Origin of the sequence: Pseudomonas sp. TMW22090, assembly GCF_022496665.1 — a bacterium.
GTDB classification, from domain to species: domain Bacteria; phylum Pseudomonadota; class Gammaproteobacteria; order Pseudomonadales; family Pseudomonadaceae; genus Aquipseudomonas; species Aquipseudomonas gregormendelii.
Genome location: NZ_SCFH01000004.1, coordinates 232,311 through 253,814 on the forward strand (window position 1 = coordinate 232,311; position 21,504 = coordinate 253,814).

General features: G+C 58.5%; 18 protein-coding genes and 1 pseudogene. 15 read left to right on the forward strand and 4 right to left on the reverse strand.

All coding sequences use genetic code 11. From position 1 onward, the window contains the following. Positions 1–36 precede the first annotated feature (36 nt). The gene (locus tag EQV97_RS28990; protein ID WP_240889077.1) at positions 37–1,659 is read right to left on the reverse strand and encodes a metallophosphoesterase; all 1,623 of its coding nucleotides are present in this window, start codon (positions 1,657–1,659) and stop codon (positions 37–39) included. A gap of 884 nt (positions 1,660–2,543) precedes the next feature. On the opposite strand from EQV97_RS28990, the gene EQV97_RS13605 reads away from it, so the two are divergent. The 13 genes from EQV97_RS13605 to nuoN all read left to right on the forward strand — a co-directional run bounded on the left by EQV97_RS13605 (position 2,544) and on the right by nuoN (position 17,483). Continuing rightward, complete coding sequence (locus tag EQV97_RS13605) at positions 2,544–2,957, forward strand: NADH-quinone oxidoreductase subunit A (RefSeq protein ID WP_003223812.1); 414 nt, start codon at positions 2,544–2,546, stop codon at positions 2,955–2,957. A 10-nt stretch (positions 2,958–2,967) separates the two neighbouring features. Further along, a complete protein-coding gene (locus tag EQV97_RS13610; protein ID WP_008146035.1) occupies positions 2,968–3,642 on the forward strand; it encodes an NADH-quinone oxidoreductase subunit B in 675 nt (224 codons plus the stop codon). Positions 3,643–3,714: 72 nt separating this feature from the next. Then, a complete protein-coding gene (nuoC, locus tag EQV97_RS13615) occupies positions 3,715–5,499 on the forward strand; it encodes an NADH-quinone oxidoreductase subunit C/D (RefSeq protein WP_122839250.1) in 1,785 nt (594 codons plus the stop codon). 2 nt (positions 5,500–5,501) lie between these two features. Then, positions 5,502–5,999, forward strand: a complete 498-nt coding sequence (nuoE, locus tag EQV97_RS13620; protein WP_008020715.1) for an NADH-quinone oxidoreductase subunit NuoE — start codon at positions 5,502–5,504, stop codon at positions 5,997–5,999. Beyond that, positions 5,996–7,351, forward strand: coding sequence for an NADH-quinone oxidoreductase subunit NuoF (gene nuoF / locus EQV97_RS13625; protein ID WP_122839251.1), 1,356 nt, complete (start codon positions 5,996–5,998; stop codon positions 7,349–7,351). Before nuoE ends, nuoF begins: the two co-directional genes overlap by 4 nt. A gap of 137 nt (positions 7,352–7,488) precedes the next feature. Then, positions 7,489–10,203: an NADH-quinone oxidoreductase subunit NuoG gene (nuoG, locus tag EQV97_RS13630; protein WP_122839252.1), complete on the forward strand. Its 2,715-nt coding sequence runs from the start codon at positions 7,489–7,491 to the stop codon at positions 10,201–10,203. Then, positions 10,200–11,207 carry an NADH-quinone oxidoreductase subunit NuoH gene (nuoH, locus tag EQV97_RS13635; RefSeq protein WP_028623953.1) on the forward strand — a complete coding sequence of 336 codons (1,008 nt, stop codon included), beginning with the start codon at positions 10,200–10,202 and terminating at the stop codon, positions 11,205–11,207. Before nuoG ends, nuoH begins: the two co-directional genes overlap by 4 nt. A 9-nt stretch (positions 11,208–11,216) precedes the next feature. After that, on the forward strand, positions 11,217–11,765 hold the full coding sequence (gene nuoI / locus EQV97_RS13640; protein ID WP_045062308.1) for an NADH-quinone oxidoreductase subunit NuoI: 549 nt from the start codon (positions 11,217–11,219) through the stop codon (positions 11,763–11,765). A gap of 9 nt (positions 11,766–11,774) precedes the next feature. Continuing rightward, the gene (gene nuoJ, locus EQV97_RS13645) at positions 11,775–12,278 is read left to right on the forward strand and encodes an NADH-quinone oxidoreductase subunit J (RefSeq protein WP_225568606.1); all 504 of its coding nucleotides are present in this window, start codon (positions 11,775–11,777) and stop codon (positions 12,276–12,278) included. A gap of 2 nt (positions 12,279–12,280) precedes the next feature. Beyond that, positions 12,281–12,589 (forward strand): NADH-quinone oxidoreductase subunit NuoK, encoded by a 309-nt coding sequence (gene nuoK, locus EQV97_RS13650; protein ID WP_007905077.1) that lies wholly within the window; start codon positions 12,281–12,283, stop codon positions 12,587–12,589. Continuing rightward, positions 12,586–14,439, forward strand: a complete 1,854-nt coding sequence (gene nuoL, locus EQV97_RS13655; protein ID WP_045062313.1) for an NADH-quinone oxidoreductase subunit L — start codon at positions 12,586–12,588, stop codon at positions 14,437–14,439. The genes nuoK and nuoL overlap by 4 nt, the downstream gene beginning before the upstream one ends. Before the next feature lie 40 nt (positions 14,440–14,479). After that, positions 14,480–16,012 carry an NADH-quinone oxidoreductase subunit M gene (gene nuoM, locus EQV97_RS13660; RefSeq protein ID WP_122839254.1) on the forward strand — a complete coding sequence of 511 codons (1,533 nt, stop codon included), beginning with the start codon at positions 14,480–14,482 and terminating at the stop codon, positions 16,010–16,012. 7 nt (positions 16,013–16,019) lie between these two features. Then, positions 16,020–17,483 carry an NADH-quinone oxidoreductase subunit NuoN gene (gene nuoN / locus EQV97_RS13665; RefSeq protein WP_122839255.1) on the forward strand — a complete coding sequence of 488 codons (1,464 nt, stop codon included), beginning with the start codon at positions 16,020–16,022 and terminating at the stop codon, positions 17,481–17,483. A 164-nt stretch (positions 17,484–17,647) separates the two neighbouring features. Here the strand turns inward: nuoN and EQV97_RS13670 are convergent, their stop codons facing one another. Next, entirely contained in the window at positions 17,648–18,112 is a 465-nt protein-coding gene (locus tag EQV97_RS13670) for a GNAT family N-acetyltransferase (protein ID WP_122839256.1), read from the reverse strand. A 324-nt stretch (positions 18,113–18,436) separates the two neighbouring features. Between EQV97_RS13670 and EQV97_RS28995 the strand changes: the two are divergent. Both EQV97_RS28995 and EQV97_RS13680 read left to right on the forward strand, forming a co-directional pair. Next, positions 18,437–18,526: pseudogene (locus EQV97_RS28995) on the forward strand (transcriptional regulator); the annotation flags it as partial. A 228-nt stretch (positions 18,527–18,754) separates the two neighbouring features. Next, on the forward strand, positions 18,755–20,080 hold the full coding sequence (locus EQV97_RS13680; protein ID WP_240889078.1) for an OprD family porin: 1,326 nt from the start codon (positions 18,755–18,757) through the stop codon (positions 20,078–20,080). 657 nt (positions 20,081–20,737) lie between these two features. Here EQV97_RS13680 and EQV97_RS13685 read toward each other — a convergent pair. Further along, positions 20,738–21,070, reverse strand: a complete 333-nt coding sequence (locus tag EQV97_RS13685) for a DUF2790 domain-containing protein (protein WP_122839258.1) — start codon at positions 21,068–21,070, stop codon at positions 20,738–20,740. Positions 21,071–21,137: 67 nt separating this feature from the next. Continuing rightward, a complete protein-coding gene (locus tag EQV97_RS13690) occupies positions 21,138–21,341 on the reverse strand; it encodes a co-regulatory protein PtrA N-terminal domain-containing protein (protein WP_122839259.1) in 204 nt (67 codons plus the stop codon). Positions 21,342–21,504: the final 163 nt, after the last annotated feature.

The following is a 21,504-nucleotide window of genomic DNA, read 5'->3' on the forward strand; positions in this document are numbered from 1 at the left end:
CAGATGCAGACGCGCATGGCTGCGCCAGAGCCAGACTTAATAATCGATTTCCTGGAGCAGAGTCTTGGCTTTGTGGTTATTGTTACGTACCGAGTAGACTCGCAATTTTTTCTGTTCGGGCAGGCTTTCTACAACCAGGTAAGTTTCGTAGGAAGCCGAACCGCTGAGAAACACCGGAGTGTCGCCGAAGTAGTTGGGGTTATGATAATTGCCGTGACCACTATGGAAATGTCCCGCAAAGACAGCGGCCACCTTATGTTTTTTCATCATAGCCCTGAAGGCGTCGGCGTCGGCGGCGCTAAAGTTCTTCCAACTGTTAGGCTTATGGGTAACGAGGATATTCACCTTGCCCCAGGTGCTGGCGAACGCCATCTTGCTGTCGATAAAATTCAAGGATGGGGTAATGTTAAATCTTTTCTTATCAAGGTACGCCACCCCCGTTTCAAATTTAGTTGTATAGACCGGAGAATTATTGGTTTGTACAACGTGCAAATTATTATGCCACTCTGAATGGGCCAAACTGCCCTCGTAGCTTTCTCTGAACTTCCCGCCACTCGTACTGGAGCTCACATCAATATTGCCGTTCGCTATCAAATTTCTTGTCATTTTCAAGTGATTCAGAACACTGTCTCTGGCGCAACCATTGTTGGCACATTTGCCGACGTTATTTTCATAGTCGTGATTGCCCAAACCCAGATAGACCTTGTTATTAAAATACTCTTCAAATCTTCTCTGCATAAAACTTATCTGCGACCCATGACCATAGGCAGTTATATCGCCATTGACATAGACCGGGATATCGAGCGACGGATGACTGGCCCTGAACGAATTGACGTCACGGTACTGTGCATGAATGTACGCTGCTGACAGCTTGTTCTCGTCCCCCCCCTTGTCCTCCTCTTTATCCGTCCAGGGATACTGCGGGTCCGAGGTCATCACGATGTATGAGGGCGTGCCGGCATACGTCCAGTGATCATTGGATTTTTTGTCCGTCGGATAGGCGCGATAACCATCCTTCGGAAGGCCGGAAAATTTTGAGATAAAGTAAGAACTGTCACCTTCGGAGTATTGGTGTATCGCACCGACATAGGTCTGTTCGGTCCAGTCTTTGGGCTCGGCATAAGTACCGGCACGGGTCCCTTTGAAATCCCAGAGTGGACCGCCGAAGGGGCCTGCCGGGTAGAATGGCTCGCCTACATAGCCCTGAAACTTCGCTGCAAAGTACAAATTGCCGCTATTCAGCGTTTTCTTGTGAATGGCCCCAACGTAGGTCAACTCATTCAATTCTTTGGGATCGGCATAGGTACCGGCATGAACCCCTTTGAACTCCCAATAATCGTTACTGTAGGGCCCCGTTGGGAAAAACCAGTTGTGATCACTCGCTTTGCCATCGAATTTCGCCGCGAAGAACAGGTTTTTGCCAGCATAAATGTATTTGTGGATGGCGCCGATCCTTGTGTCTTCCTCCCATAGTTTAGGATGCTCATAAGTGCCAGAAGCGGCGATGGCGCTCATGTTCGTCGCTGCAGAAGGCGGCACGATCTCGGCAGTGGACGGTGCCAAGGCAGAGCTTTCAGCCGCCGACGCATTCATGACGCCAAACGTCAACTGACTGGCAATTAATATTGAAAGGGTAGTTCGCTGCAGGGTAATAAGCACTGGACATCTTCGTTAGATTGAAAAACCCAGAGTGGCGCTGAAGCAACAGCAAAAACATACGAATTGTACGAAATGTCATACAGGTAAATCTAACACCATAGGACGACGATATTCCGTTAAGCGCATGCCTCGCCTGCTCGTCAGGCCGGCACCTGCCTTTTTCTCATCGAGTGAAAATTGCCAGGCAAAAAAAATGCAGCGCTGGACCGCTAGAGAGCAATCGACTCACCTGAAACGGGAGCCTGATCACGAAACACTTCTCGCGGCCTGGCTTACGCGACGAACGCCGACTTGATCTGGTGCGAAACTGCCAGCCGGACCTGGACGAGGCTCGTCGCTTCGCCGAAGCGATCAAAAAGGAATACCCGGAACAACGTCGCGCCTCGAGACGGCCCGACGGATTTGGGACGTTTTTTGGCTTGGGATTTAGCCCATGACTACCGCCGTAGGAGGGTCAGTGGGTCAGTGGCAAACCGGAGGCAAAACATTTATCCAGCGCGGTGCCCCCTTCAGAAAAACGCGGTAAAACCACCGTCGCTGCTACTTGCAGTAACCGCTATATAGGACAACTTCCCACTCCCCAACCCGTTAAACAGTTCAAAAATCAACCCAAACAATATTGATTATCATTTAGCAGCAGTCATGCTTGTTACATTCCCTACAAAACATAATTGGCGAAATACCCCGTAATGCCCGAAGCGCATGGGCTGCAGTGGGTTGGAGGCACGCCATGTCGTTATTCCAATCAATAATTTCGCTATAGGAATTTTACTTGCACCGTGTTGTGCCATAAAATCAGCGGGATTGATTGCTGCGACATATCGTCACTGCGTTGTTTCTTTTTCAAGCTCAGAGACCTTTGCTCTCTGTTAAGGATTTCCAGCATGCCCGAAGCGACAGGACTCATGGCCCACAACTGGGGCTTTGCCATTTTCCTTCTGGGCGTCGTCGGCCTCTGCGCCTTCATGCTTGGTGTTTCCAGCCTCCTTGGGTCAAAAGCCTGGGGCCGCAGCAAAAACGAACCGTTCGAGTCGGGCATGCTACCTACAGGTGGCGCCCGCTTGCGGCTCTCAGCCAAATTCTATCTGGTCGCGATGCTCTTCGTGATCTTCGATATCGAAGCCCTCTTTCTCTTTGCCTGGTCTGTGTCCGTCCGCGAAAGCGGCTGGACCGGATTCGTCGAAGCTCTCGTTTTCATAGCAATTCTGTTGGCAGGTCTTGTCTACCTGTTCCGAGTGGGCGCCCTTGACTGGGCTCCGGAAGCTCGTCGCAAGCGGCAGGCGAAGCTGAAACAATGAGGCTTTGGCAATGCAATACAATCTCACCAGGATCGACCCCGATGCTCCTAACGAGCAGTATCCGATTGGCGAGCGGGAAACCGTTTCCGATCCGTTAGAAGATCAAGTCCACAAAAACATCTTCATGGGCAAGCTCGAAGACGTGCTTAACGGCACGATCAACTGGGGGCGCAAGAACTCCCTGTGGCCGTACAACTTCGGTCTTTCGTGCTGCTACGTGGAAATGACCACCGCCTTCACGGCGCCCCACGACATCGCGCGCTTTGGCGCCGAGGTTATCCGGGCATCGCCGCGCCAGGCGGATTTCATGGTTATCGCCGGTACCTGCTTCATCAAGATGGCGCCGATCATTCAGCGTCTCTACGAGCAAATGCTCGAGCCTAAATGGGTTATCTCCATGGGTTCGTGCGCCAACTCCGGTGGCATGTACGACATCTACTCCGTCGTTCAAGGGGTGGACAAGTTCCTGCCCGTGGACGTCTACGTGCCTGGCTGCCCGCCCCGCCCTGAAGCTTTCCTGCAAGGCTTGATGCTGTTGCAGGAGTCGATTGGACAGGAGCGTCGTCCGCTTTCCTGGGTCGTCGGTGATCAAGGCGTATACCGCGCCGAGATGCCTTCGCAAAAGGAACAGCGCCGCGAACAGCGAATCGCAGTCACCAACCTGCGCAGCCCCGACGAAGTCTGATCCAGATCTGCTTCTTTTATAGAACGAGACACTGGCTTCATTCTTTACGTTGACCGAAAGCGATAAATAACCATGACTACAGGCAGTGCTCTGTACATCCCGCCTTACAAGGCAGACGACCAGGATGTGGTCGTCGAACTGAACAACCGTTTTGGCCCGGAGGCGTTCACCGCCCAGCCGACCCGCACCGGCATGCCGGTGCTTTGGGTTGCCCGTGCCAAACTTTTTGAAGTCCTGAGCTTCCTGCGCAACCTGCCCAAGCCGTACGTCATGCTTTATGACCTGCACGGCGTGGACGAGCGCCTGCGCACCAAGCGTCAAGGGCTGCCGAGCGGCGCCGACTTCACCGTGTTCTATCACCTGATGTCGATCGAACGTAACAGTGACGTGATGATCAAGGTCGCCTTGTCCGAGAGCGACCTCAGCGTACCGACCGTTACCAGTATCTGGCCTAACGCCAACTGGTACGAGCGTGAAGTGTGGGACATGTACGGCATCGACTTCAAAGGTCACCCGCACCTGACCCGCATCATGATGCCGCCTACCTGGGAAGGTCACCCGCTGCGCAAGGACTTCCCGGCCCGGGCCACCGAGTTCGACCCGTTCAGCCTGACCCTGGCCAAGCAACAGCTCGAGGAAGAAGCCGCGCGCTTCAAGCCGGAAGACTGGGGCATGAAGCGTTCCGGGGCGAACGAGGACTACATGTTCCTCAACCTCGGCCCGAACCACCCTTCCGCGCACGGTGCGTTCCGCATCATCCTGCAGCTGGACGGTGAAGAGATCGTCGACTGCGTGCCAGACGTTGGTTACCACCACCGTGGTGCCGAGAAAATGGCCGAGCGCCAGTCCTGGCACAGCTTCATCCCGTACACCGACCGTATCGACTACCTCGGCGGCGTGATGAACAACCTGCCGTACGTGCTCTCGGTCGAGAAGCTGGCCGGCATCAAGGTGCCCGAGAAGGTCGACGTCATCCGCATCATGATGGCCGAGTTCTTCCGGATCACCAGTCACCTGCTGTTCCTGGGGACTTACATCCAGGACGTCGGCGCAATGACCCCGGTGTTCTTCACCTTCACCGACCGTCAGAAGGCGTACACGGTGATCGAGGCCATTACCGGTTTCCGTCTGCACCCGGCCTGGTACCGCATCGGTGGCGTCGCCCACGATCTGCCGCGCGGCTGGGAAAAACTGGTGAAAGACTTCGTCGAGTGGATGCCAAAGCGTCTGGACGAATACCAGAAAGCCGCCCTGGACAACAGCATCCTCAAAGGCCGGACCATCGGTGTCGCCGCCTACAACACCAAGGAAGCCTTTGAATGGGGCGTCACCGGTGCTGGCCTGCGTTCGACCGGTTGCGATTTCGACCTGCGTAAAGCGCGTCCTTATTCCGGCTACGAGAATTTCGAATTCGAAGTGCCGCTGGCGGCCAATGGCGATGCCTATGATCGTTGCATCGTTCGCGTCGAAGAAATGCGCCAGAGCATCAAGATCATCGAACAGTGCATGCGCAACATGCCGGAAGGCCCGTACAAGGCGGATCACCCGCTGACCACGCCGCCGCCGAAAGAACGCACGCTGCAGCACATCGAGACCCTGATCACGCACTTCCTGCAAGTTTCGTGGGGCCCGGTCATGCCGGCCAACGAATCCTTCCAGATGATCGAAGCGACCAAGGGCATCAATAGTTATTACCTGACGAGCGATGGCGGCACCATGAGCTACCGCACCCGGATTCGCACCCCAAGCTTCCCCCACCTGCAGCAGATCCCTTCGGTGATCAAAGGCAGCATGGTCGCGGACTTGATCGCGTACCTGGGTAGTATCGATTTCGTTATGGCCGACGTGGACCGCTAAGCATGAACAGCACGCTTATCCAGACAGACCGTTTCACCTTGAGTGAAACCGAGCGCTCGGCCATCGAGCACGAGCTGCATCACTACGAAGACCCGCGCGCGGCGTCGATCGAAGCCCTGAAGATCGTCCAGAAGGAACGTGGCTGGGTGCCCGACGGTGCCCTGTACGCCATCGGCGAAATCCTCGGCATCCCGGCCAGCGACGTAGAAGGCGTGGCGACGTTCTATAGCCAGATCTTCCGTCAGCCGGTGGGCCGCCACATCATTCGCGTCTGCGACAGCATGGTCTGCTACATCGGCGGCCACGAGTCTGTGGTCAGCGAAATCCAGAGCAAGCTCGGCATCGGCCTGGGTCAGACCACCGCCGACGGTCGTTTCACCCTGCTGCCGGTCTGCTGCCTCGGCAACTGCGACAAGGCGCCGGCGTTGATGATCGACGACGACACTTTCGGTGATGTGCAGCCAGCAGGCGTTGCCAAATTGCTCGAGGGCTACGTATGACCCTGACTTCCTTTGGTCCTGCCAACCGCATCAAGCGGTCGGCCGAGACTCACCCGCTGACCTGGCGCCTGCGTGACGACGGCGAAGCCGTGTGGCTCGACGAGTACCAGGCCAAGAACGGTTATGCCGCTGCGCGCAAGGCGTTCGCCGACATGGCCCAGGACGACATCGTCCAGACCGTGAAAGACGCCGGCCTCAAGGGTCGCGGCGGTGCAGGCTTCCCCACGGGCGTGAAGTGGGGCCTGATGCCCAAAGACGAATCCATCAACATCCGCTACCTGCTGTGCAACGCGGATGAAATGGAGCCGAACACCTGGAAAGACCGCATGCTGATGGAGCAACTGCCCCATCTGCTGATCGAAGGCATGCTGATCAGTGCTCGCGCGCTGAAAACCTACCGTGGCTACATCTTCCTGCGTGGCGAATACACCACCGCCGCCAAGCACCTCAACCGTGCCGTGGAAGAAGCCAAGGCTGCTGGTCTTTTGGGCAAGAACATCCTGGGATCGGGTTTTGATTTCGAGCTGTTCGTCCACACCGGTGCCGGGCGTTACATTTGCGGTGAAGAAACCGCACTGATCAACTCCCTCGAAGGCCGCCGCGCCAACCCGCGCTCCAAGCCGCCCTTCCCTGCCGCCGTGGGCGTGTGGGGCAAGCCGACTTGCGTGAACAACGTTGAAACCCTGTGCAACGTGCCGGCGATCATTGCCGACGGCGTGGACTGGTACAAATCGTTGGCCCGTGAAGGCAGTGAAGACATGGGCACCAAGCTCATGGGCTTCTCCGGCAAGGTCAAGAACCCGGGCCTGTGGGAATTGCCGTTCGGCGTCACCGGTCGCGAGTTGTTCGAAGACTACGCCGGTGGCATGCGCGACGGCTTCAAGCTCAAAGCCTGGCAGCCGGGCGGCGCCGGTACCGGTTTCCTGTTGCCGGAACACCTGGACGCACAAATGTACGCCGGCGGCATCGCCAAAGTGGGCACCCGCATGGGTACCGGCCTGGCCATGGCGGTGGACGACAGCGTCAACATGGTGTCCCTGCTGCGCAACATGGAAGAGTTCTTCTCCCGTGAGTCGTGCGGCTTCTGCACCCCGTGCCGTGACGGTTTGCCGTGGAGCGTCAAGCTGCTGCGCGCAATCGAGAACGGTGAAGGGCAAGCCGGCGACATCGAGACCCTGCTGGGTCTGGTCGGTTTCCTCGGTCCGGGCAAGACCTTCTGTGCTCACGCACCGGGCGCCGTGGAGCCGTTGGGCAGCGCAATCAAATATTTCCGCCATGAGTTCGAAGCCGGCATCGCGCCTGTCAGCGCCGTCGTCCCGCCTCTGGCACGGCCGATCGTAATCGGCGCGTAAACGCTTAAAAAGGCGAAGGGCCCGTGCTCTTCGCTTTGTCGTGTGATGACGCCTTGAACGGCTGTGTTGAATCACGCGAATAACAAGATTCCATTAGCCACGCCCGCTGACACCGGGCCAACGAAGAACTTTGAACCATGGCCACTATCCACGTAGACGGCAAAGAGCTCGAAGTCGACGGGGCAGACAACCTGTTACAGGCATGTCTGTCGCTAGGCCTCGATATTCCGTATTTCTGCTGGCACCCCGCCCTAGGCAGCGTTGGCGCTTGCCGCCAGTGCGCGGTCAAGCAGTACACCGACGCCAACGATACCCGTGGTCGGATTGTCATGTCCTGCATGACGCCCGCCACCGACGGCAGCTGGATCTCCATCGAAGACGAAGAAGCGAAAGTGTTTCGCGCCAGCGTCGTCGAATGGCTGATGACCAACCACCCTCACGACTGCCCGGTCTGTGAGGAAGGCGGTCACTGCCACCTGCAAGACATGACGGTGATGACCGGCCACAACGAGCGCCGTTATCGCTTCACCAAGCGTACCCACCAGAACCAGCAACTGGGCCCGTTCATTTCCCACGAAATGAACCGCTGCATTGCTTGCTACCGCTGCGTGCGCTTCTATAAGGACTACGCCGGCGGCACTGACCTCGGTGTATTCGGCGCCCACGACAACGTGTACTTCGGTCGCGTTGAAGACGGCACCCTGGAAAGCGAGTTCTCCGGCAACCTCACCGAGGTCTGCCCGACCGGTGTGTTCACCGACAAGACTCACTCCGAGCGCTACAACCGCAAGTGGGACATGCAGTTCTCGCCGAGCATCTGCCATGGCTGCTCCAGCGGTTGCAACATCTCCCCGGGCGAGCGCTACGGTGAACTGCGTCGTATCGAAAACCGCTTCAACGGTTCGGTCAACCAGTACTTCCTGTGCGACCGTGGCCGTTTCGGCTATGGCTACGTCAACCGCGAAGACCGCCCTCGTCAGCCTTTGCTGGCCAATGGCGCCAAGCTGAGCCTCGACGAAGCGCTGGATAAAGCCGCTGACCTGCTGCGCGGTCGCAACATCGTCGGTATCGGTTCGCCCCGTGCCAGCCTCGAGAGCAACTACGCGTTGCGCGAACTGGTCGGCGCCGAGCACTTCTACTCCGGTATCGAAGCCGCCGAGCTGGAACGCATTCGCCTGGTCATGCAGGTGCTTAAAGACAGCCCGCTGCCGATCCCGAACATGCGCGACATCGAAGACCACGACGCGATCTTCGTCCTCGGTGAAGACCTGACCCAGACCGCTGCCCGTATGGCACTGTCCCTGCGTCAGTCGGTCAAGGGCAAGGCTGAAGACATGGCCGACGCCATGCGCGTCCAGCCCTGGCTCGACGCCGCCGTGAAGAACATCGGCCAGCACGCGCTGAACCCGCTGTTCATCGCCAGCCTGGCTGAAACCAAGCTCGACGATATCGCCGAAGAGTGCGTGCACGCCGCTCCAGACGATCTGGCGCGCATCGGTTTCGCCGTGGCTCATGCCCTCGACGCCAGCGCTCCAGCAGTTGAAGGCCTCGACACCGAAGCCCTTGAACTGGCCCAACGCATTGCCGACGCCCTGCTGGCCGCCAAGCGTCCACTGATCATCGCCGGCACCTCCCTGGGTTCCAAGGCGCTGATCGAAGCCGCTGCCAACATCGCCAAAGCCCTCAAGCTGCGCGAAAAGAACGGTTCCATCAGCCTGATCGTGCCAGAGGCCAACAGCCTCGGCCTGGCCATGCTGGGTGGCAACTCGGTCGACGAAGCGCTGCAGGCCGTGATCGATGGCCAGGCCGACGCACTGGTCGTGCTGGAAAACGATCTGTACACCCGTACCGACAAGGCGCTGGTTGATGCTGCCCTGAACGCTGCGAAAGTGCTGATCGTTGCCGACCACCAGAAGACCGCCACCAGCGATCGTGCGCACCTGGTGCTGCCCGCTGCCAGCTTTGCTGAAGGCGACGGCACCCTGGTCAGCCAGGAAGGCCGCGCCCAGCGCTTCTTCCAGGTGTTCGATCCGAAGTACATGGACGCGAGCATTCTGGTCCACGAAGGCTGGCGCTGGCTGCATGCCCTGCGTGCCACCCTGCTGAACCAGCCGATCGACTGGACCCAGCTGGACCACGTTACCGCTGCCGTTGCTGCCAGCACGCCGCAACTGAACCGTATCGTCGATGCCGCACCGTCCGCCGCGTTCCGCATCAAGGGCATGAAACTGGCCCGTGAACCGCTGCGTTACTCCGGTCGTACCGCCATGCGCGCCGACATCAGCGTGCACGAACCGCGTACACCGCAGGACAACGACACCGCGTTCAACTTCTCGATGGAAGGTTATTCGGGCTCGGTCGAACCGCGTCAGCAAGTGCCATTCGCCTGGTCCCCGGGCTGGAACTCGCCGCAAGCCTGGAACAAGTTCCAGGACGAAGTCGGTGGTCACATCCGCGCTGGCGACCCAGGCACCCGCCTGATCGAAAGCACCGGCGATTCGCTGAACTGGTTCGCCGCTGTACCGCGTGCATTCAACCCGGCTCCGGGTACCTGGCAGGTCGTGCCGTTCTTCCACCTGTTCGGCAGCGAAGAGAACTCTTCCAAGGCCGCGCCGGTTCAAGAGCGTATTCCGGCTGCTTATGTCGCTTTGGCCAAATCCGAAGCCGATCGCCTGGGTGTCAACGAGGGTGCCTTGCTCAGCTTGAACGTGGCCGGCCAGACCCTGCGTCTGCCACTGCGGATCAACGAAGAGCTGGGTGCCGGTCTGGTTGCATTGCCAGCGGGTATCGCCGGGATTCCACCGGCGATCTTCGGCAAATCCGTTGACGGTCTGCAGGAGGCAGCTCAATGACCTGGTTCACGCCTGAAGTGATTGACGTGATCATCGCGGTTCTCAAGGCCATCGTGATTCTGCTCGCCGTGGTGGTGTGCGGCGCGCTGCTGAGCTGGGTCGAGCGTCGTTTGCTTGCCCTCTGGCAGGACCGTTACGGTCCGAACCGCGTCGGCCCGTTCGGCGCGTTCCAGATCGCGGCCGACATGATCAAGATGTTCTTCAAGGAAGACTGGACTCCGCCGTTCGCCGACAAGATGATCTTCACCCTGGCACCGGTCGTGGCCATGAGCGCCCTGCTGATTGCCTTCGCGATCATCCCGATCACCCCGACCTGGGGCGTGGCGGACATCAACATCGGCATCCTGTTCTTCTTCGCCATGGCAGGCCTGTCGGTCTACGCGGTGTTGTTCGCCGGCTGGTCGAGTAACAACAAGTTCGCCCTGCTGGGCAGCTTGCGGGCCTCGGCGCAGACCGTGTCGTACGAAGTGTTCATGGGCCTGTCGCTAATGGGCATCGTGATCCAGGTCGGCTCGTTCAACATGCGCGACATCGTCGAATATCAAGCGCAGAACCTATGGTTCATCATTCCGCAGATCTTCGGTTTCCTGACCTTCTTCATCGCCGGCGTCGCCGTGACTCACCGTCACCCGTTCGACCAGCCAGAAGCGGAGCAGGAACTGGCCGACGGTTACCACATTGAATACGCCGGCATGAAATGGGGCATGTTCTTCGTTGGCGAGTACATCGGCATCGTGTTGATTTCGGCGCTGCTGGTGACGTTGTTCTTCGGTGGCTGGCATGGCCCGTTCGGCATTCTGCCGCAGATCCCGTTCATCTGGTTCGCGCTGAAAACCGCGTTCTTCATCATGATCTTCATCCTGCTGCGCGCCTCGATTCCGCGCCCACGGTATGACCAAGTGATGGATTTCAGCTGGAAGTTCTGCCTGCCGCTGACCCTCGTCAACATGCTGGTGACCGCTGCGATCGTGTTGCTCAACACGCCCGCCGTCGCGGCTCAGTGAGGATAGAGAATCATGAAGTACATAATTGACATCGTGCATGGTTTCTTCACCCAGCTTCGCAGCCTGGTGATGATCTTCGGCCATGCCTTCCGCAAGCGTGACACGCTGCAGTACCCGGAAGAGCAGGTCTACCTGCCGCCGCGCTACCGTGGCCGTATCGTTCTGACCCGTGACCCTGATGGCGAAGAGCGTTGCGTAGCCTGCAACCTGTGCGCCGTGGCGTGCCCGGTCGGTTGCATCTCGCTGCAGAAAGCTGAAACCGATGACGGTCGCTGGTACCCGGAGTTCTTCCGCATCAACTTCTCGCGCTGCATTTTCTGCGGCCTCTGCGAGGAAGCCTGCCCGACCACCGCGATCCAGCTGACACCGGATTTCGAGATGGCCGAGTTCAAACGTCAGGACCTGGTTTACGAGAAAGAAGATCTGCTGATCTCCGGCCCCGGCAAAAACCCTGATTACAACTTCTATCGTGTTGCAGGTATGGCCATTGCCGGTAAGCCCAAGGGCGCCGCGCAAAATGAAGCCGAACCGATCAACGTGAAGAGCTTGCTGCCTTAAGGAAGAAAGATGGAATTCGCTTTCTATTTCGCATCGGGTATCGCTGTGGTGTCCACGCTTCGCGTGATCACTCACACCAACCCCGTGCACGCCCTGCTCTACCTGATCATTTCGCTGATCGCCGTGGCCATGACGTTCTTCGCCCTCGGCGCACCGTTTGCCGGTGTCCTGGAAGTGATTGCCTACGCTGGCGCCATCATGGTGCTGTTCGTGTTCGTGGTGATGATGCTCAACCTTGGCCCGGCCTCGGTTCAGCAAGAGCGCGTCTGGCTCAAGCCTGGCATCTGGCTCGGCCCGACCATCCTCGGCGTGCTGCTGCTGGCTGAACTGCTGTATGTGCTGTTCGCCCATCAGAGCGGCCAGGCCATCGGCCACACCACCGTAGACGCCAAGGCCGTGGGCATCAGCCTGTTCGGTCCTTACCTGCTGGTGGTTGAACTCGCCTCGATGCTGCTGCTCGCTGCAGCCGTCACGGCGTTCCACTTGGGCCGTAACGAAGCCAAGGAGCAATGACGATGCCTGCTATCCCTTTGGAGCATGGTCTGGCGGTCGCCGGCATCCTGTTCTGCCTCGGTCTGGTCGGCCTGATGGTCCGCCGCAACATTCTCTTCGTGCTGATGAGCCTGGAGGTCATGATGAATGCCTCCGCGTTGGCGTTCATCGTCGCCGGTAGCCGCTGGGGCCAGCCGGATGGACAGATCATGTTCATCCTGGTGATCAGCCTGGCAGCCGCCGAGGCCAGTATTGGCCTGGCGATTCTGTTGCAGCTGTATCGCCGCTTCCACACTCTCGATATCGACGCTGCCAGCGAGATGCGCGGATGAATCTTCTCTATCTGACTTTCGTATTCCCTCTCATAGGTTTCCTGCTGCTGTCGTTCTCCCGGGGACGCTTTTCGGAAAACCTTTCGGCGCTGATCGGCGTCGGCTCCATCGGCCTGTCTGCCATCGTCACGGCCTACGTGATCTGGCAATTCAACGTCGCCCCGCCGGAAGGCGGCCACTACACCCAGGTGTTGTGGCAGTGGATGGCGGTTGAAGGCTTTACGCCGAACTTCGCGCTGTACCTGGATGGCCTGTCCGTAACCATGCTCGGCGTGGTAGTGGGCGTCGGTTTCCTGATCCACCTGTTCGCGTCCTGGTACATGCGCGGTGAAGACGGTTACTCGCGCTTCTTCGCCTACACCAACCTGTTTATCGCCAGCATGCTGTTCCTGATCCTGGGCGATAACCTGTTGTTCCTGTACTTCGGCTGGGAAGGCGTGGGCCTGTGCTCGTACCTGTTGATCGGTTTCTACTACAGCAACCGCAACAACGGTAACGCGGCACTCAAGGCCTTTATCGTGACCCGCATCGGCGACGTGTTCATGGCCATCGGCCTGTTCATCCTGTTCGTGCAACTGGGCACGCTCAATGTCCAGGAACTGCTGGTACTGGCACCGCAGAAGTTCCAGGTCGGTGATTTCTGGATCGTCCTGGCGACCCTGATGCTGCTGGGTGGCGCCGTGGGTAAATCCGCGCAACTGCCACTGCAAACCTGGCTGGCGGACGCGATGGCCGGTCCGACTCCGGTTTCGGCACTGATCCACGCCGCGACCATGGTCACCGCCGGCGTCTACCTGATAGCCCGTACCCACGGCCTGTTTGCCCTGGCCCCGGACATCCTGCAACTGGTCGGCATCGTCGGCGGTGTGACCCTGGTGCTGGCCGGTTTTGCTGCACTGGTGCAGACCGACATCAAACGTATCCTCGCCTACTCGACCATGAGCCAGATCGGCTACATGTTCCTGGCGTTGGGCGTTGGTGCCTGGGATGGTGCGATCTTCCACCTGATGACCCACGCCTTCTTCAAGGCGCTGCTGTTCCTCGCTTCCGGTGCGGTGATCGTCGCCTGCCACCATGAGCAGAACATCTTCAAGATGGGCGGCCTGTGGAAGAAACTGCCACTGGCCTACGCCAGCTTCATCGTCGGCGGCGCGGCCTTGTCGGCCCTGCCACTGGTGACCGCAGGCTTCTACTCCAAGGACGAAATCCTCTGGGAGGCGTTTGCCAGCGGCAACCACGGTCTGCTGTATGCAGGTCTGGTCGGCGCGTTCATGACCTCGCTGTACACCTTCCGCCTGATCTTCATCGCGTTCCACGGTGAAGCGAAGACTGAAGCGCACGCCGGTCATGGCATCGCTCACTGGCTGCCCCTGTCGGTGTTGATCGTATTGTCCACCGCCATCGGCGCGATGATCGTTCCGCCACTGCACGGTGTGTTGCCGCAAAGCGTCGGCCATGCCGGCGGCGAAGCCAAGCACAGTCTGGAAATCGCCTCGGGCGCCATCGCCCTGGCCGGTATCCTGCTGGCTGCCTTGCTGTTCCTCGGCAAGCGTCGTTTCGTTACTGCAATCGCCAACAGCGGCATTGGCCGCTTCCTTTCGGCCTGGTGGTTCGCCGCCTGGGGCTTCGACTGGATCTACGACAAACTGTTCGTCAAGCCATACCTGGCGATCAGCCACGTACTGCGCAAAGACCCGCTGGACCAGACCATCGGCCTGATCCCGCGTATGGCCAAGGGCGGCCACACCGCCTTGAGCCGTACCGAAACCGGTCAACTGCGTTGGTACGCGGCCTCGATGGCAGCCGGCTCCGTGCTGGTCATCGGCGCCATTGTGCTGGTAGCGGTCTGAATATGAACCTTGCGAACTTGCGAAAGGAATTGAGCCCGTCATGATTCTGCCTTGGCTAATCCTGATCCCCTTCATCGGCGGCCTGCTGTGCTGGATGGCTGAGCGCTTCGGCGCTACCCTCCCGCGCTGGATTGCGCTGATCACCATGTCCCTGTTGCTCGCTCTTGGCCTCTGGCTGTGGGCAACCGGCAACTATTCATTTGCCCCGGCGCCTGGCGCCGATCCAACCTGGGCGCTTGAGTTCAAGCACACCTGGATCCAGCGTTTCGGCATCAGCGTGCACCTGGCCCTCGACGGCCTGTCGCTGTTGATGATCCTGCTGACCGGCCTGCTGGGTATCCTCTCGGTACTGTGCTCGTGGAAAGAGATCCAGCGTCACGTTGGCTTCTTCCACCTGAACCTGATGTGGATCCTGGGCGGTGTCGTCGGCGTGTTCCTCGCCCTCGACCTGTTCATGTTCTTCTTCTTCTGGGAAATGATGCTGGTGCCGATGTACTTCCTCATCGCGCTCTGGGGTCACAGTTCTTCGGACGGCAAGAAAACCCGGATCTACGCGGCGACCAAGTTCTTCATCTTCACCCAGGCTTCCGGCCTGATCATGTTGGTGGCGATCCTCGGTCTGGTACTGGTCAACTTCAACAACACCGGCGTGATCACGTTCAACTACGCCGACCTGTTGAAAACCAAGATGTCGCTCACCACCGAGTACATCCTGATGCTGGGCTTCTTCATTGCCTTCGCGGTGAAGCTGCCAGTCGTGCCGTTCCACTCCTGGTTGCCTGATGCTCACGCCCAGGCGCCAACTGCGGGTTCGGTCGACCTGGCAGGTATCCTGTTGAAAACCGCCGCCTACGGCCTGCTGCGTTTTGCCTTGCCGCTGTTCCCGAATGCCTCGGCCGAGTTCGCACCGATCGCCATGACCCTGGGTCTGATCGGGATTTTCTACGGCGCATTCCTGGCGTTCGCGCAAACCGACATCAAGCGTCTGATTGCCTTCTCGTCCGTTTCCCACATGGGCTTCGTGCTGATCGGCATCTATTCCGGCAGCCAGCTCGCGCTGCAGGGCGCAGTGATGCAGATGCTGGCGCACGGTGTTTCGGCAGCGGCGCTCTTTATCCTCAGCGGCCAGCTGTACGAGCGCACCCATACCCGCGACATGCGTCAGATGGGCGGCCTGTGGTCGAAGATCGCCTACCTGCCCGCCATCAGCCTGTTCTTTGCTGCCGCGTCCCTGGGCTTGCCGGGTACCGGTAACTTCGTGGGTGAGTTCCTGATTCTGATCGGCACGTTCGCCAGCGCTCCATGGATCACATCGATTGCCACGACCGGCCTGGTGTTCGGTTCGGTGTACTCGCTGATCATGATTCACCGTGCCTACTTCGGCCCGTCCAAATCGGACGCGGTGCTGCATGGCATGGATGCTCGCGAACTGATCATGGTGCTGGGCCTTGCGGTACTGCTGATTTACCTCGGCGTATACCCGCAACCGTTCCTCGATACTTCTGCCGCCACGATGCATGGCGTGCAGCAATGGCTCAGTACCGCCTTCACTCAACTCGCTTCGGCCCGGTAAGAGCGCTATGGAATTCACGACTCAACACTTTATCGCGCTGGCGCCGCTGTTGATCACCACCGTCACGATCATCGTGGTGATGCTGGCGATTGCCTGGCGCCGTAACCACTCGCAGACCTTCCTGATTTCCGTGGCAGGTCTGAACCTGGCGCTGCTGTCGATCCTGCCTGCCCTGAAAGTTGCGCCTCTGGCCGTAACCCCATTGCTGCAAATCGACAGTTTCGCCTGCTTGTACATGGCGCTGATCCTGGTCGCCACCCTCGCTTGTGTAACCCTCGCCCACGCCTACCTCGGCGATGGCGGCTCGGGTTACCCGGGCAACCGTGAAGAACTGTACCTGCTGATCCTGATGTCCGCCCTCGGCGGTCTGGTGCTGGTCAGCGCGCAGCACTTGGCTGGCTTGTTCATCGGTCTGGAACTGCTGTCGGTACCGGTCTACGGTCTGGTGGCGTATGCCTTCTTCAACAAGCGTTCGCTGGAAGCCGGCATCAAATACATGGTGCTGTCGGCCGCCGGTTCCGCATTCCTGTTGTTCGGCATGGCCCTGCTGTATGCCGATTCCGGCAGCCTGAGCTTCGTCGGTATTGGCCAGGCCCTCGCGGCCACCGGCCTGCCGAGCTCGCTGGCACAACTGGGCCTGGGCATGATGCTGGTCGGTCTGGCATTCAAGCTGTCGCTGGTACCGTTCCACCTCTGGACCCCGGACGTTTACGAAGGTGCTCCGGCACCTGTGGCCGCGTTCCTGGCCACCGCGTCGAAAGTCGCTGTGTTCGCCGTGATGGTGCGTCTGTTCCAGATCTCCCCAGCCGCAAGCAGCGGTGTGCTGAGTGACGTGCTGACCATCATCGCCATCGCGTCGATTTTGTTCGGTAACCTGCTGGCCCTGACCCAGAGCAACCTCAAGCGTCTGCTGGGTTACTCGTCCATCGCGCACTTCGGTTACCTGCTGATCGCCCTGGTGGCGAGCAAGGGCCTGGCCGTGGAAGCCATCGGCGTGTACCTGGTCACCTACGTCATCACCAGCCTCGGCGCCTTCGGCGTAATCACGCTGATGTCCTCGCCGTACAACGGCCGTGACGCCGATGCCCTGTACGAATACCGCGGCCTGTTCTGGCGCCGTCCGTACCTGACTGCGGTACTGACCGTGATGATGCTGTCCCTGGCGGGTATCCCGCTGACTGCGGGCTTCATCGGCAAGTTCTACATCATCGCCACCGGCGTCGAGTCGCATCAATGGTGGCTCGTCGGTTCCCTGGTACTGGGCAGCGCCATCGGCGTCTTCTACTACTTGCGCGTGATGGTCACCCTGTACCTGATCGAGCCGAACCTGCGTCGCCACGATGCGCAACTGCACTGGGAACAACGTGCAGGCGGCGTGATGCTGCTGGCCATCGCTGTGGTCGCCTTCTTCCTCGGCGTGTACCCACAGCCGTTGCTGACCCTGGTTCAGCAGGCGGTATTGGCGGGTTGATCGCTTGGCGGTAATCGGTAGAAAACAAAACGGCACCTTCGGGTGCCGTTTTTTGTGGCGAGGGGGCTTGCTCCCGCTGGGACGCGAAACGACCCCGCTGTTCAGCTGAGAAGCGGGGCCTGCTGCGCAGTCCAGCGGGAGCAAGCTCCCTCGCCACAATGGAATCAAAGGTTCTTCACCATCGGTACACACGCCAGTTGCAGCCCTGAAGGTGATTGGTAAATCGCACTCCCCTCTCCGACGTAACCGCAGCGCCGGTAAAAATCGGCAGCGTTCAACGTTGCGTCCAGACACACCTCTGCCAGCCCCAGTTCCCGCGCCAGATTTTCAAGAAAATACAGGACACGCTGACCCAACCCCCGCTGCATGAAATCAGGAAGAATAAAGATCGCACCGATTTCACGATGCTGCAGATCTAGCATCCCGGTCGCTACCGCTTCACCGTCCACGCACCCCAAATAGAAATGCTTTGCCATGAGTGTGTCGTAACCGTCCTCGGCCGAACCTCTCGTCCAATCGAGCATTTGCTGCTGGCTGTAGGCACCGATGCATTGATGCCGAATCGCTAGTCGCCGGATATCGAAGGCAATCTGGGCATCGTCCAGGGTCGCTCTCCTGATTTCGAACATTTCTCTCTCCATGCGCCATGTGCGGACGGGCAATGAAAAAGCCCCGTCCATTTCTGGCGGGGCTTTGGGTAGCCGTCAAATGACAAACACGTATGACCTTATGGCCCGCCGGAAGCGGTCATAGAGGAGCACATCATGTTCATTCGGTGTTGGGCAGTCATGTTCGGATAGTGCTGTGGATTGTTCCGACACGTCAATCGCGAAGTCTCTTGTTGCTCCACCGAAAGCCCTTGCAAGAAGGTCAGGTTCGTCCTACAGCCAGAATTGAGGCACTTCTCTATCCTCAGTAATTGCTGAAAAGATCAATCGAGGCACGGAGGAACAATCAAACGAGACATTTTTTCCGAACTACTGGACGGCTTGAAATCCTTGGCAGATCAGCGCGAAGGCAAAGTCAAACTACGGACCACCAAGCATTATCTGGTAAAGGATTCCGATAAAAGCGAGGAAACAAACAATCCCACACACCGATTGAGTTCAAATCAAACGCACATGACGAAATTGTAATTCCCCCATCACCTTGGCGTTATCCGCAGCTTGCAACGATGTCACCCGGCGACCATGCCGGCGGCCCCTTGTCCGTCGAACAATAAAACCCACGCCGAAGCGCGTTCCCGTTCTGCCGAACCCAAGGAGTGTTTGATGGTTAACAATACAAAAATGTCGATGGCCGCTTTAGCGGTGGTGGTCGGCTCCGGGCCGTCCATGGTGTTTGCAGAAGACAAGCCTGAGGGCTTTGTCGAAGGCAGCAGCCTGACGGTACTCAACCGCAACTTCTACTTCAATCGTGATCACCGCAACGGCCAGTCCAGCCCTACCGGCAATGGTTATTCCGAAGCCTGGGCACATGCGGTAATCAGCAAGTTCGAATCCGGATTTACCCAAGGCACCGTCGGGGTCGGTGTTGATGCTTTTGCGATGATCGGCTTGAAACTCGACACCGGTGACGGGCGCAACGGTGGCCGCAGTTCCGTTGATGTGCTGCCGGTCAACAGTGACGGCGAGGCGCGGGACGAATACACCAAGGTCGGGGGCGCCGCGAAAGTGCGGGCGTTCGATACGGTGGTCAGGGTCGGTGATGTATTCCCGGCCAACCCGGTAGTGGCGGCAGGTGACTCTCGTTTGCTGCCAGAAAGCTTTCGCGGCGTGACGGCGACCAACACCAGCATTGAAGGTCTATCGGTTCAGGGCGGTCGACTGCACGCTATGAGCCAACCGGTGTCCAGCGACATGCGCGAGAATTTCGCGACCTTCTACGCCGGCCCGGTCAATTCGCCGTGGATCGCTTACGGCGGCGGCGACTATGTACTGAACAAAAACCTCAGTTTCAGCCTCTACTCCAGCCGTCTCAAAGACGCCTGGAATCAGTATTACGCCGGTACCGCCTGGACCTATCCGCTCTCCGATGACCTGTCGCTGTTCGGCGGCCTGAACTATTACAAGGCTGTCGATGAGGGCAAACAACTGCTCGGCGAGTTCGATAACAACATCTGGAGCGGCCGTGCCGGCGTGAAGTTCGGCGCCCACTCCGTCGCCCTCTCCCACCAGCGCAACAACGGTAATGACGACTTCGATTACCTGCGCCAGTCCGACTCGATCTTCCTCGACAACTCCATCCAGTACAGCGACTTCAACTCGCCGAAAGAACGTTCGTGGATGGTGCGTTATGACCTCGACATGACGACCTACGGCGTGCCCGGTCTGTCATTCATGACCCGATATGCGCGTGGTACTGATGCCGATTATTCCAACGCCAACGCGGTGTACATGCGCCGGGATGCCGAAGGTAATCCGCTGACGGATCAGAAGCGCTGGGAGCGCGATATCGAAGTCAAATACGTGGTGCAGAGTGGTTCGATGAAAGACCTGTCATTGCGCTTGCGCCACGCCACTACTCGCGCCACGGCGTTTGAGTCCGATCTGGATGAAGTGCGGGTGATTGTCGAATACCCGTTGGCGATTCTCTGAGTTCACGAGCACAACACATTCACCTTTAGAAGCTCCTTGCTCCTTTGGTAAGAGGTGAATTTTTGGCGTCCTTCGGGCCGCCTTTTTTATGCCCGGTGTCTAGAATCACTTACCCCCTTATGCTGGAGCCCCACGCGGTCATTGAGGCCGAGCGCTTACCGGCGCACCTGAAAAAGTGGCTGGCGATGCCACGATGCCTTCTGCGAATGGCGAGACGTAGGGGGAAGTTGTATTGGCGTCCGCTGGAACGGTTGTTTCAGGCGGATTGGGCGTTGGCTTTTTCATAATGTTTTCACTCAGCTTGACGGTGCAGCTGACCCATCAGGTTCCTCGCGAAGGGGTAGCAGCTGTACGCAGGTTGGAACCCGGGCAATTGAGCAAAACCCGACAGACTCGAAGTCTCCCGCGCACAGCCGCCATAACGGAGTGCACACCATCAAGGTGCGCAAGAATACGTTATGAAAGATGCTTTTGCTGTCAGTTAAACCACGGGGTTCCAATCCCGATCGCTGATTTGGCCGCGACATCCACACACTAGAGAGCCGACGTCCGACGGACAACCTGAAAACATTGTGGGAAGGTTCTGCGATTGACCTACACACTTAAACATCCCGAAGCGAAATACAGATCGTGATATTGCAATCCCCCCGGTGTCGGCTATCCACCGCTGTTCCGGCAGACGCCCGCCACGCTGTATTTGAGGGTGTTGAGCTGCCCTTGCGAATCTTCATAGGTCATGGCGGTGGGGACGACCGAGCAGGCCGGCTGCGGCTTCACGACGCTGACGATTTTCACCACATCCAGCTTCATCCCGTACCCGTAATCCCTCACCACTGGCGGCGCCTTGCCCTGGTTGGCGGCGTATTGCGCCATGGCTTTGGCGTTGGCGCTGAATGCGCGCTCGAACGTGCGGTCACCACCGCCCTCGGCCAACACATTCATGGACATCGCCATGACGCCGGCGAGGGTCAACGACTTGATCAACTTCATGTTCAACTCCTCCATAAAAAAGCCCGGCATCGATGCGCGATGACAGGCTTGTTCCAGCACGGTGTGGTTACAGGTCCTGGGTCTTGTCGTCTTTCTTTTCATTGACGACGACCGGATTGCCAGCAGCCTTTTCCTTGGCGACAAACAGCTCCACAGAGCGGTCCTTGGCGGCCATCATTTTTTCGAAAGTGCGGTCGCCGCCACCTTCGGCCATGGCCAGGGAAGACAACGCGAGGGCTGCAGTGAAGGCACTGATCTGAGCGAATTTCATGTTTGATTCCTCGTTTAAGTAGCTGACGGGATCAAGGTAACAATCCGAACCTATCGTGACGGTGGCGTGGGGATTACATATTCGTTATGTGGGAAAGTGCGGCAACCACACAGAAAATTTTCAGGCCGGAGAAATACCTATGGCGAGGGAGCTTGCTCCCTCG

Excerpts from the sequence above, each read along its gene's own strand:
- nuoC (WP_122839250.1), top strand. The coding sequence starts at position 3,715 with ATGACTACAGGCAGTGCTCTGTACATCCCGCCTTACAAGGCAGACGAC.
- nuoK (WP_007905077.1), top strand. The coding sequence starts at position 12,281 with ATGCCTGCTATCCCTTTGGAGCATGGTCTGGCGGTCGCCGGCATCCTG.
- EQV97_RS13685 (WP_122839258.1), bottom strand. The coding sequence starts at position 21,070 with ATGAAGTTGATCAAGTCGTTGACCCTCGCCGGCGTCATGGCGATGTCC.
- nuoM (WP_122839254.1), top strand. The coding sequence starts at position 14,480 with ATGATTCTGCCTTGGCTAATCCTGATCCCCTTCATCGGCGGCCTGCTG.
- nuoJ (WP_225568606.1), top strand. The coding sequence starts at position 11,775 with ATGGAATTCGCTTTCTATTTCGCATCGGGTATCGCTGTGGTGTCCACG.
- nuoL (WP_045062313.1), top strand. The coding sequence starts at position 12,586 with ATGAATCTTCTCTATCTGACTTTCGTATTCCCTCTCATAGGTTTCCTG.
- nuoN (WP_122839255.1), top strand. The coding sequence starts at position 16,020 with ATGGAATTCACGACTCAACACTTTATCGCGCTGGCGCCGCTGTTGATC.
- EQV97_RS13690 (WP_122839259.1), bottom strand. The coding sequence starts at position 21,341 with ATGAAATTCGCTCAGATCAGTGCCTTCACTGCAGCCCTCGCGTTGTCT.
- EQV97_RS13680 (WP_240889078.1), top strand. The coding sequence starts at position 18,755 with ATGGTTAACAATACAAAAATGTCGATGGCCGCTTTAGCGGTGGTGGTC.
- EQV97_RS13670 (WP_122839256.1), bottom strand. The coding sequence starts at position 18,112 with ATGTTCGAAATCAGGAGAGCGACCCTGGACGATGCCCAGATTGCCTTC.
- EQV97_RS13605 (WP_003223812.1), top strand. The coding sequence starts at position 2,544 with ATGCCCGAAGCGACAGGACTCATGGCCCACAACTGGGGCTTTGCCATT.
- nuoG (WP_122839252.1), top strand. The coding sequence starts at position 7,489 with ATGGCCACTATCCACGTAGACGGCAAAGAGCTCGAAGTCGACGGGGCA.
- EQV97_RS13610 (WP_008146035.1), top strand. The coding sequence starts at position 2,968 with ATGCAATACAATCTCACCAGGATCGACCCCGATGCTCCTAACGAGCAG.
- nuoE (WP_008020715.1), top strand. The coding sequence starts at position 5,502 with ATGAACAGCACGCTTATCCAGACAGACCGTTTCACCTTGAGTGAAACC.
- nuoF (WP_122839251.1), top strand. The coding sequence starts at position 5,996 with ATGACCCTGACTTCCTTTGGTCCTGCCAACCGCATCAAGCGGTCGGCC.
- nuoH (WP_028623953.1), top strand. The coding sequence starts at position 10,200 with ATGACCTGGTTCACGCCTGAAGTGATTGACGTGATCATCGCGGTTCTC.